General features: G+C 48.3%; 11 protein-coding genes. 3 read left to right on the forward strand and 8 right to left on the reverse strand.

Annotated elements, in window-relative coordinates; translation table 11 throughout:
- Positions 1-17: 17 nt before the first annotated feature.
- Positions 18-1,076 (reverse strand): LacI family DNA-binding transcriptional regulator, encoded by a 1,059-nt coding sequence (locus KTH89_RS06920; protein WP_158343643.1) that lies wholly within the window; start codon positions 1,074-1,076, stop codon positions 18-20.
- A 535-nt stretch (positions 1,077-1,611) separates the two neighbouring features.
- On the opposite strand from KTH89_RS06920, the gene KTH89_RS06925 reads away from it, so the two are divergent.
- Positions 1,612-3,060 (forward strand): alpha-L-fucosidase, encoded by a 1,449-nt coding sequence (locus KTH89_RS06925; protein ID WP_158343641.1) that lies wholly within the window; start codon positions 1,612-1,614, stop codon positions 3,058-3,060.
- Between the two features lie 140 nt (positions 3,061-3,200).
- On the opposite strand, the gene KTH89_RS06930 is transcribed toward KTH89_RS06925, so the two are convergent.
- Positions 3,201-4,337, reverse strand: coding sequence for an aminotransferase class V-fold PLP-dependent enzyme (locus KTH89_RS06930; protein ID WP_238721172.1), 1,137 nt, complete (start codon positions 4,335-4,337; stop codon positions 3,201-3,203).
- A gap of 42 nt (positions 4,338-4,379) precedes the next feature.
- The gene (gene yedF, locus KTH89_RS06935) at positions 4,380-4,964 is read right to left on the reverse strand and encodes a sulfurtransferase-like selenium metabolism protein YedF (protein WP_238721173.1); all 585 of its coding nucleotides are present in this window, start codon (positions 4,962-4,964) and stop codon (positions 4,380-4,382) included.
- 161 nt (positions 4,965-5,125) lie between these two features.
- Here yedF and KTH89_RS06940 point away from each other — a divergent pair, with 161 nt between their 5' ends.
- A complete protein-coding gene (locus tag KTH89_RS06940; protein ID WP_330654947.1) occupies positions 5,126-5,548 on the forward strand; it encodes a secondary thiamine-phosphate synthase enzyme YjbQ in 423 nt (140 codons plus the stop codon).
- 229 nt (positions 5,549-5,777) lie between these two features.
- Here the strand turns inward: KTH89_RS06940 and KTH89_RS06945 are convergent, their stop codons facing one another.
- Positions 5,778-6,401: a flavodoxin family protein gene (locus tag KTH89_RS06945; RefSeq protein ID WP_238721174.1), complete on the reverse strand. Its 624-nt coding sequence runs from the start codon at positions 6,399-6,401 to the stop codon at positions 5,778-5,780.
- Between the two features lie 352 nt (positions 6,402-6,753).
- Here KTH89_RS06945 and KTH89_RS06950 point away from each other — a divergent pair, with 352 nt between their 5' ends.
- Complete coding sequence (locus KTH89_RS06950) at positions 6,754-7,614, forward strand: class I SAM-dependent methyltransferase (RefSeq protein WP_158343633.1); 861 nt, start codon at positions 6,754-6,756, stop codon at positions 7,612-7,614.
- Positions 7,615-7,717: 103 nt separating this feature from the next.
- On the opposite strand, the gene KTH89_RS06955 is transcribed toward KTH89_RS06950, so the two are convergent.
- The 4 genes from KTH89_RS06955 to KTH89_RS06970 all read right to left on the reverse strand — a co-directional run bounded on the left by KTH89_RS06955 (position 7,718) and on the right by KTH89_RS06970 (position 11,322).
- The gene (locus KTH89_RS06955; RefSeq protein WP_158343631.1) at positions 7,718-8,200 is read right to left on the reverse strand and encodes an ureidoglycolate lyase; all 483 of its coding nucleotides are present in this window, start codon (positions 8,198-8,200) and stop codon (positions 7,718-7,720) included.
- Entirely contained in the window at positions 8,200-8,370 is a 171-nt protein-coding gene (locus KTH89_RS06960; RefSeq protein ID WP_238721175.1) for a hypothetical protein, read from the reverse strand. The genes KTH89_RS06955 and KTH89_RS06960 overlap by 1 nt, the downstream gene beginning before the upstream one ends.
- Positions 8,345-9,460: a GntR family transcriptional regulator gene (locus tag KTH89_RS06965; RefSeq protein ID WP_238721176.1), complete on the reverse strand. Its 1,116-nt coding sequence runs from the start codon at positions 9,458-9,460 to the stop codon at positions 8,345-8,347. The genes KTH89_RS06960 and KTH89_RS06965 overlap by 26 nt, the downstream gene beginning before the upstream one ends.
- Before the next feature lie 539 nt (positions 9,461-9,999).
- Positions 10,000-11,322 (reverse strand): MATE family efflux transporter, encoded by a 1,323-nt coding sequence (locus KTH89_RS06970; RefSeq protein WP_238721177.1) that lies wholly within the window; start codon positions 11,320-11,322, stop codon positions 10,000-10,002.
- Between the last annotated feature and the right edge of the window lie 126 nt (positions 11,323-11,448).

Consider the following 11,448-nt stretch of genomic DNA (forward strand, 5'->3'; position numbering starts at 1 on the left):
CGGTCCTGCTGCCTGTGTTATGTCTCGCTGATCAGCGGACATACCGAGTCTCTCTCAATGATCTCCGAAGGAAATATCACTTTCTTGCCTTTCATCAGATTTTTACCCATGATGTTTTCCGCCAGCATCCGGACCGCCATTCGGCCCAGCTCTTCCTTCGGATAATTTACGGTTGTCAGTCTGGGATTTACATAGTTGGTGGTCTCAATATTATCAAACCCGATGACGGAGATGTCCTGGGGAATCCGAAGCCCCCGCTCCTGAATCGCGCGCATGACGCCCAGAGCCATCTTATCTCCCGCCGCTTCCACAGCATGAATCGTCTGACCGCTGTCCAGCAGCTCTTTCATCTTGTTATATGCGATCTCGATATCCCAATGGCCGTTTCGGACCAACTCCTGCTTAATCGGGACATGGTAATCCATCAAAGCCTTCAGATATCCCTGAAAACGCTCATCCTTATGATCAAAGATGGGGCCGCCTTCTTCGATGGATCTTTTATAGGTCTCGCCGCCGATATAGGCAATATTGGTCCGGCCCATCTCGATGAGTTTGCGTGTCAGTTCATAAAAAGGCTGCTCGTACTCGACGGTTACACAGTCCAGCGTTTCCTCAAGAGGCGCATCAAAGATGGAGATAATATTTGAAAAATGTGACACCAACTGTCTAAGGAGATCTTTGGGCATATTCCCAATCAGGATCAACCCGTCTACCTCAGACTCCATGACTGTTTTCATAATCAATGAATTTTCCAGATCCGTAGCGCTGTAGGCGAAATTGATGGAGCACTTATTATCGATAGCCTCCCTCTCAATTCCATGGATAATGGTAGCAAAACAGGAATCCTCGAACTTTTCCTTCGTAACGGTCAGGATATATCCGATCTTCTTCATGGTGGATTTTTTCTTTAGTGATGTTTCCCGTTTTTTCGCTTTGTCATAGCCCAGTTCCCGGGCGCAGTTCCAGATAAGCTCTTCCGTCTCTTTCGATACGGAAAAATTCTCATCTTTATTAATCACTCTGGATACTGTCGTCAGGGAATATCCTGTTTTTTCCGCAATATCTTTTAACCTCATTGTCTACTCATCCTCACCTGTATTTTACTAAATTTACTAAAATTAATTATAGTTTGATTTTATTTATCAGTCAACTATTATTTCGTTTTTTTATGATTTTCACAATTTTTGCTGGATGTATTTGTGAAAATCAGAGACATTTTATTTGTTTTACGAAAAATATTGACGTGTTTTACTAATTATGTTATGTTTGTGTCATGAATTTTCTCATGTATTTTACTTACTAATTTACTAAATTTTACTAAATTTACTTTTATTACTTATTATTTTATCAGTACTGCCATTGTATGTTAACTACTGTATGTACTACCATATGTAAACTACTATATGTTGACTGCTGTATGTTAGCGGCTGTATATTAGCCGCCGCATATCAACTACCGCATCATTTTATTTTAGCTACTTTATGATTTTATTTTTCAAAATTGTAATTTACCTGAACTATAAGTTTATCTGAATTATTTACATTCGTTTCAATTTCAATTACAACATGCCGACGGGATAATAACCTTTTTATCCCTGCTAAGGAGATCTTTATGCTGCAAAACAAATTTTTACCTACCTATGAGCCCACAGGGAAATACCTCCCAACCTGGGAGTCCTTGAATGAGCATACCCTGCCGAAATGGTTCATGGATGCCAAATTCGGTATTTTCATCCATTGGGGCCCGTATTCCGTACCGGCCTGGGCTCCCAAAAAAACCGCTACCGGGGAATACTACAACGATCAGGTTGGCAATCATCCCTACGCCGAGATCTACGGTTATGGGATGATGTATAAAGATTCCGCTGTCTGGAAGCATCACAAAGCCACCTATGGCGCGGGCTTCCAATACGAGGACTTTTTCCCGCAGTTCCGGGCGGAAAACTGGGACCCAGGGCTGTGGGCAGAGACCTTCCGCAAGGTAGGCGCGAAATACGTAGTCCTGGTGACCAAGCACAGCGACTGTTACAGCATGTTCGACACCAAGTTAACGGACAGATGCTGCACCAAAATCGGGCCTATGAGAGACATCACGGGTGAATTGACTGCTGAGCTGCGAAAACAAGGGTTAAAGTCCGGTCTCTACTATTCGACTACCTTTGACTGGTACTCCCGGAATTTCCCTCATGTGATCTACAAGGAATTTACCCACGGACAAATCAAAGAACTGGTGGATCAGTACCATCCTGATATCCTCTGGTCGGATGATTATTGGAAACCAATTGAGAAAAGCTGCAGCGACACCTGGGGCAGCAAAGAATTAATCAGTTACTTTTATAATCACTCCGAGCATCCGGAAGAGGTTCTGGTCAACGACCGATGGGGCTGCGAGAAAGATGGAAGGCAGATCGGGGATTTCTCGACGCCGGAATACACGGCCCTGCCCACCATCCAGGATTTTTACTGGGAAACCAACCGCGGAATCGGCCGCTCCTTTGGTTACAACCAGGAAGAGGGCGACGAGGATTACGCCGCCGCCGAAGATTTGATCTTTATGCTGGCGGATATTGTCAGCAAAAACGGTAATTTATTGCTCAATGTAGGCCCCAGAGCAGATGGGACGATTCATCCGCTCCAGCTGCAAAGGCTGGAAGAAATCGGCTCCTGGCTTCAGGTCAATGGAGAGGCAATCTACCAGACCAGGCCATGGATCGATGCCGCCGGCCTGACGGGCGCAGACGGACGCGTCCGTTTTACCCAAAAAGGCAGCGCCGTATACGCCAACATATTTGATACAAAGACCCGGGACTTCACTATCCGCAACCTGTTCGTGCCCTCCGGCACAAAGGTGGAGCTTCTCGGATCAGACGCTCCCGTCGTATGGGAACAGCAGGGGGCCGACACCATTTTCCACCTGCCGGCCGCACAGTCTGCAGTTTCCTTTGTTCTTAAATTTAATGAGGAACCGCTGCGTTTATTGCGAAAACCCGGCCTTCTGGTTCCCGAGAACCGGACAGGGGAAATATTCCGCAGGATGGGATATTACAGCGTGAACCTATAACCAAAGGGGACATGTCCATTTCGACCCATACAAAAAGGGGACATGTCCATTTCGGCCAGTTTATTCTCAGGATTAGGCAAAACCAGCTGACAGCTCTGCCCGATTCTAAGGAATGGTCAAATGGACATGTCCCCTTTTTACTATTCTTTGGCCAGCTCCCGCACCGCTACGACAGCCTGGTCTATCTCTTCCGTGGTATTCGCATATGAAAAACTGAACCGTACAGCTCCCTGTTCCACGGTTCCCAGCGCTTCATGCATCAGCGGAGCGCAATGCGCGCCCGGCCGGGTGGCGATCCCGTATTCTTCCGATAACGCGTCGCTTATTTCCGCAGAATCGTAATCCCGGATGTTGAGCGACACGATCGCCGCCCGTTCATTGCTCTCAAAGTCCCCATACACCTTCACGCCCGGGATATCCTTCACGCCTTCATAAAACCTAGTCATCAGCATGCGTTCTCCCGCCCGGATCCGGTCTATTCCGGTCTCATTCAGATAGTCAATCGCAGCGGATAATCCCGCGATACCGTGCAAATTCAAAGTCCCCGCCTCCAGCGCGGTGGGCATGTCATGGGGATGCTTTTTCTCGTAGGTCCGAATTCCGCTGCCGCCTGTCTTAAGGGGTTCCACCGTAACATTCTCCCTGATACAGATCCCGCCGGTACCCTGAGGTCCCAGCAGGCCCTTATGTCCGGTAAAACATAGAATATCGATTCCCATTTGCCGCATATCGATCGGAAATACACCCGCCGTCTGCGCGGCATCCACCACAAAAAGAATTCCTTCTCTTTTGCAAAAGGCTCCGATATCCGCGATGTCCACCAGATTCCCGGTCAGATTGGAAGCGTGTGTGCAGATTACCATGCGCGCTTTTCCGGCCGCCATTTCCTTTAATTGTTCTGTATCCGGCCGGCCGTTTTGATCCGCGCCCGCAATTAAAAGCTCCACTCCCTTGGCCTGCATTTCATAGAGCGGCCGAAGCACGGAGTTATGCTCCAGCACCGTCGTGACCACTCGGTCTCCCGGTTTGAGAACCCCTTTGACCGCTGTGTTTAACGCTTCTGTCGCATTGGCGGCAAATGCCGTCTGCGTCGGTATTCCCAAGCCGAAGAAATCCGAAATTTTTTCCCTGGCCTCATATATGATCCGGGAGGCATCCAATGAGGCGCCGTGCGTCCCCCGCCCGGCGTTCCCCGAATGACGCATAGCCTCACCGACCGCGCGAATGACGCTTTCCGGCTTCCAGAAACTGGTCGCCGCGTTATCCAGATATATCACAATCCAACATCCTCTCTGATGAAAATCCGCCAAAACTGTCGTTTACGGCCTTATGACTTTCCCGGCCTGAGCCATTTTTTCAACGATGGAATACATATTCGTAACGCTTCCTACGGCCAGTTTTTCTGTAAGCCCAAAATGATTCAGACAGGTTCCGCAGGTCAGGATCTCTACTCCCTGGCTTTCCATATACTTCAGATCCTCCAGTGCATCCGAGCCTTCCACCGTCAGCCTTGCCCCTCCGTTGTAAAACAGAACCGTATCCGGCAGCGGTTCCAGCTGCGAAACCGCAAACAGAAATCCTTTTATCAGGAGTCTTCCCAGTTCCTCGTCACCGGCGCCCATCTGATCGGAGGCAACCACTACAACCGCCCCGTCCCCATTTTTTAACTTATCGGCATCGGCTTCCTTTTCCATTGTAATCGTCAGCCGGAATTCCTTCTCGGATAACTTCTCCACCTCACAGGCCGCGCCGGAATGCCCGGCCATTTTCTCCACATTTTTCACAGCCGTCTCATTATCCACCAGCACTTCAATCACCCCGGGGCCCTTAAGCTCCTCTATCGCCTTTTTTGTCTTTATGACAGGAATCGGACACCTGTCGCCTCTGGCATCTACCCGTATCATTTTCTTACCACCTTCCTGCCCTGTATCATATCACAAATAAGGGTTTTATGATATAATTACCATGATGTGACAGAAATGTCAAATATGATCCGTTTGTACCATATCATCCGTTTGTACAGTGTTCACATTTTAATCATATAATTTTAAAGGAAAGCGAGTGAATGAAATTGAAATCCTATCGAAAAGAGCTCTACTTCAACATTCCCAGCAGGCGCGGCCTGGTCAACATTACCCCTCAGGTACAGCAGGCAATCCGTGACAGCGGCATAAAAGAAGGCCTGGTCCTGATCAACGCCATGAACATTACGGCAAGTGTGTTTATTAACGATGACGAAAGCGGGCTTCATCAGGATTTTGAAACCTGGCTTGAGGGGCTGGCTCCCGAAAAACCTTACAGCCGTTATCATCACAACGGATTCGAGGATAACGCCGACGCCCATCTGAAAAGATCCGTCATGGGCCGGGAAACTGTAGTGGCCGTCACCGACGGAAAACTGGACTTTGGGACATGGGAACAGATATTTTATTATGAATTTGACGGAAAGCGCCAGAAGCATGTCTTGATCAAGATAATAGGAGAATAAGGGAAAATTGGGGCGAAAACGGGAAATTCCAGCCGCGTCTTCACAATCTATCTTTAATTATTTCACAATTCATTTAAAATTTCATAATATCAGATACACATCTTCTGATTATACTTTAATCATAGTCAACAAGACAACAACTTCTTTTTCATAAATGACCTCCTTTTTCATATAAAGCCGATGGAACAGTCCATCGGCTTTCTCCTTGCCATCTTTACTTTTTAACCCTCTAGGATCGGATAAAGTTTGTCCTGACTGTCTTCTCTGTATCCGGCAGCGCAATACCGGCTTCTCTCCCTTTTTCAAAACATTTCATCATCCATGCCATGTTCTTTGCAAGATTCCGCATTGTCTGTATTCCTTCGCCGTCCGACTCCACTTCACCCGGTCTCATTCCGTGAATGACATTCCAATAGGTTGTTCCCGCTACCGGCATCTGCGAAATTCCAAAATATTTATTCATTACATCAAAGGACGCCGTCGTTCCGGCGCGCCTTGCGACAGCCACAGACGCTCCCGGCTTGTACGCAAACACGTTTCCGGAGCTGTAAAATACCCGGTCTAAAAAGGAAAGGACACGCCCCGACGGATGCGCATAATAAACCGGAGTGCCGAAGATAAATCCATCCGCTTCCTTTGCCTTTGCCACAAACGCATTTACCTTATCGTCCGTGAAAACACATCCGCTTTCGCCGCACCTGCCGCATCCGATACAGTCTCTGACCGGAGCGCCGCCAATCTGAAAAATCTCGTATTCGATTCCTTCTTTTTGCAGCTGCTCTCCTATATAGGAGAGGGCACAAAAAGTATTCCCCTTCATATTTGAACTTCCATTTAACATTAAAACCTTCATACACGTCTCCCCTTCTTTTCTTCCGCTACTATCTTTTATCGCTATGAGCACTTAGTGCCCGTATTTTGGGCACTTACGTGCGATGCATGAAAAATAGTCAGCGAGGCTTTTTCGAGCGCTACTATTTTTTATCGCTATGAGCACTTAGCGCCCGTATTTTGGGCACTTACGTGCGATGCATGAAAAATAGTCAGCGAGGCTTTTTCGAGCGCTACTATTTTTTATTTTGTTTCCCGAATATTTATGCTATAATGTCGGGAGAACAGCGGCGCCGGCTTATTCTCAAGCGCACGTGCGCCAAAATATAAAATATCGATAACCGCAAAGACAATGGAAAGGAATATATCATATTATGTGGATAGCAGACGGCTGGAAAGATTACGAGGTGCTGGATACCTCGAATGGTGAAAAACTGGAGCGTTGGGGCAAGTACCTGCTGATCCGTCCCGATCCCCAGGTCATCTGGGACACCCCCCGCACCCAGAAAGGCTGGAACGCACCCAACGGCCATTACCACCGCAGCAGCAAAGGCGGCGGTGAATGGGAATTTTTCCATCTGCCCGAGCAATGGACCATCTCATACCAGTCCCTGACCTTTAACCTGAAGCCTTTCAGTTTCAAGCATACAGGACTGTTTCCCGAGCAAGCCGCCAACTGGGACTGGTTCGGCGCGAAGATCCGGGAGGCCGGGCGTCCGGTAAAAGTGCTGAACCTGTTTGCCTATACCGGCGGCGCAACCTTGGCAGCGGCGGCGGCCGGCGCTTCGGTCACCCACGTGGACGCTTCCAAGGGGATGGTCGCCTGGGCCAAAGAAAACGCCCGTTCCTCCGGCCTTGCGGACGCTCCGATCCGCTGGCTGGTGGATGACTGCGTCAAATTCGTGGAGCGGGAGATCCGCCGGGGCAATCAGTATGACGCCATCATCATGGACCCGCCTTCCTACGGCCGCGGGCCAAAGGGCGAGATATGGAAGATCGAAGATTCCATCTATCCCTTTATTAAGCTCTGCGCGAACCTTTTATCGGAGAAGCCATTGTTCTTCCTGGTCAATTCTTACACCACCGGGCTGGCCCCTTCCGTACTGACTTATATGCTCTCCACAGTATTAAAATCGCAGAACGGGCATGTCATGTCGGATGAACTGGGTCTGCCGGTCACCTCCAACCAGCTATATCTCCCCTGCGGCGCTTCCGGACGCTGGGAGGCTAATTAAACGGCTGATTCCTATATCCGTTCACATACAAACATAAAGCCGGCAGTACGGAATCACCATCCGTTACTGCCGGTCTTTTCAGCGCTTCCGGTACCAACACGCTTTACAGTTCAATTTCCATATGATCTTCTTCCGGATAATCCACCACATAGCAGTCGTTATAATACACTCTCTCCGGCAGAACAATCAGCACATGGCTCTTGTCATTATGTAACGCCATAGGCGCCAGATGCCATACGGCCGCGTTCAATTTTACCACTGTGCCCTTGGGAACCAGGAAAGCTTCCGTCAGCTCAGGAACCGGCTCTTTCGACGGAGTCGCCACATGGATCACAACATCGTCATCCAGGGGAAGCAGTACCTCGCCGGTATAGTTATGATATTCCGCGGAATCAACGATATATTTTTCCGGTTTGTCCACCACCAGGGAAGAAAACGCCACCGGCATCCTTCCTGAAGTATGGTATAGAACATGATCATGGTAAAAACTACCCAGATTTTTGCCGGTGGGTTCAACCAGATTATAAAACTCACCGTAGGGAGCGAATCCTTCCACTGTCAATTCCTTTGCTTTAATTTTTCTCATCAGAAATATCCTCCTTCATTAATTAGTATAGGCTGTACACCCATGGCCATTATAGCATAAAATACTCCGGATGTATCCAGTATTATCCTGATTTCCTGATTCTTTTCCATAACCTGTTTTTCATGACAGCGCCTGCCTTTATCCTCAGTCAGGACCGCCATCTCCCGCATCCGTAGATCTCCCTGTCCTCAATACTGCCGGAAATGTACAGGATACCTCTTGTCCCGGCTCCTTCAGCAGCTCTAATACAGCCCGGGCCGCCCTTCGGCCCAACTCCTCCTGGGGATGTACAATCGTAGTCAGACTGATATCCATCGTCGCATATTCCGAATCATCAAATCCCGTAACCGCCATATCCTCCGGCACCCGGATTCCCTTATCCTTCAAAAGCTGAATCAGACGGAACGCAATTCTGTCGTCGTGGCACATCACCGCCGTACAGCCGCTGATCCTATCCAGATACTCTCTCATTTTATGGCCGGTAAACATCGTTTGTATATCTTCCGACGAATACCATAGAATCCTGTCATTCTTTATTTCCAGCTGATGCTCCAGCATAAACTTCATATATCCTTCATACCGGGCCACTCCGGTACTTTCATCCAGCTTGCAGACCGCCGCGATCTTCCGATGCCCTAACCCATATAAGTGCTCCGCCAGTTTCCAAAATCCGCCCGCATCGTCCAGCATCATACTGCCGGCCCGGAAGCCCGACGTTCCCCGCATTTCATCCGCTCTGCGGTGGAGAAATACCAGCGGGTGTTCCCTGGCAAATGAACAATAAAGCTCCCGGTTGATCAATGGAAGCCCTGATTTTACAGGCTCCGCGATCAGACCGCTGACCCGGTCGCCGGTCATCCTTTTGATGGCCTCCCGCTCCAGCTCGTATTGTTGGGAAAGGATACACAGCCGCATGGCATATCCGTTTTCATACAGGCAGTCGCTGATTCCTTTTAAAACCTGCGGAAATATATAATCATTCACGCTGTTCATCAGGACTCCGATGCTCTTAAGGCTGCTCTTCTCCTCGGTTTGCCGCGCGCCGTTTCCCGGAGATACATAGGTTCCGCTGCCTTGTATTTTATATACGAGGCCTTCCTCCTCCAAGATCTTCATCGCCTGTCTGACCGTCTGCCTGCTCACGTCAAATCTGCCGCATAATTCTTCTTCTCCCGGAATCCGTTTGTCTTCCTCAAAGAATCCGCTCTTCACCTGATCACGGATCCAGCCTGCAACCCTCTGATATTTAAACTCTGGCATTTTAACCTCCATCGGTGCGTCTTTTCACACATTGCAAGGCGAACACTTTTTTGTTCAGCCTTTGTTTTTTCATAAGTATAGGATTTGGAAATTTTATGTTAAAATCGGGATTGTCTGAAATTATTATACAATAATACATACAACTTTACAACAAAAACAATACAATTTAAAATATTTCATAATTTCCTTACACTCTAAATACAATTTTTACGTATTTTCATTGACTATTGTACGGTTATATGTTATATTATATTCTAATATAACAATCATTTTAAATACATTTCGGTCCCTTTTTATTTCACTATCCTTTTCCTGGCGGGGTGAGGCAATTGAACACAAGTACATGGTTTCAAATGATACAATACATATATGTCAACGATCGAACCACCGAAATAAGTCATATGACCGAATCTGAAATAAAAAGCTTATATAATAAGTTAAAGAACAGCCAGGAGGAACCGGAGCGCGAAAAACCGGGAATGCCGTAACAGCCAATAAGCAGTTACGGTATTCCCGGTTTTAGCATTCCATGTTCTGTCTCATTTCACCGGCAATTCTTTCGTATATTTCACCATCAGGTATCCCACCGCGGCCGTTATCAGCAGTTCCGTGACCGGCATGGCAAACCACAGCGCGCCGGCTCCCATAAACAAAGGCAGAAACCAGATCAGCAGCCCGCTGACCAGCACTCCCCGGAAAACCGACACGAAGAACGAGGCCCGGGGCTTCATCAGGGATTGAAAGTAATAGGTGGAAAATATATTAAAAGGCAGCAACAAAAACGAGATCCCGTAAGCCCGGAGAATCGAAGGCCCAACGGCCAGCACTTCAGCGGTAGGATTCATAAAGATACGGATAAACCCATTCGGGAAATAAAGGATCAGCGCAGTCCAGGCCAGCCCGAAAAAGGCGGCGCTCAACAGCGCATATCTCAGTGTCTGCCGGATCCGTTCCCATTGCCGGGCTCCGAAATTAATCGAAAATATCGGTTGGGAAGCCTGTCCCACACTGTACGCGCAGCACTGTACTATCGTACTGATATTGACTATGACGCCATAGACCGCCAGCTCATTGGTTCCCGCATATTTCATAATCTGCCTGTTAAACAGCGTCGTCAGGATGCCCATCGCAATGTCGATAAAAAAAGTGGAAAATCCTGTGATCCCGATATTTTTCAGTTTTACCGGCAGTCCTTTCGGCCTGGTAAACCTCAGCGTATTCTTACCGGTCAAAAAGTGGGAAAGCATAATGAGAAAGGTAATAAGCGCCCCTATAGCGGTAGCCACGCCCGCCCCTTTAATACCCATATCCAACCGGAATACGCAGATATAATCCCCAGCCACATTAAAGATCCCTCCGGCCAGGACAGCGGCAGTCGCAAGGCCCGGATTGCTGTCGTTGCGCAGAAATGCCGCCAGCATCTGGTTAAATAAAAAGAAAGGCACCGCAAATTTCACCGGTCCTAAGTATTCCCTGGCTAGCGGCAGCAGCGTCTCTTCCGCGCCGAAAAATTTCAGCATCGGCCGGTCAAAGAACACTATGGCCCCCCAGCTTGCCAGGGCCAGCACAATGGTACCGACCAGCGCGGCGGTAAAGTATTCGTTCGCCGCTTCGCCCTGCCCTTTTCCCCTGGCTGTGCTGAACAAAACTGATCCGCCGATTCCCGTCAGAAGCCCCAGGCTGTATATAATATTCCAGACCGGAGCTACCACAGCCAGCGCGGCGGTACCGGCCGGTCCCTGATACTGACCCACCATGGCCATGTCCACCAGTCCGTAGATGGAAGAGATCAACGCGCTTCCGAAAGCCGCCGCCAGATATTTAAAATATATCTTTCTCACTTTCCCATGTAATAGATCCATGATGTCCTCCTTTAATAAATGTACTGAACAAAAAAACCGGATAAAGAACAGGCATTTCAACCTGTCACCTTATCCGGCTTCGCATTTCTCTTGAATGATCCGCCCTCCGAGTGAGCGTAGATATTA

Origin of the sequence: Diplocloster agilis, assembly GCF_019042275.1 — a bacterium.
Taxonomy (GTDB): domain Bacteria; phylum Bacillota; class Clostridia; order Lachnospirales; family Lachnospiraceae; genus Diplocloster; species Diplocloster agilis.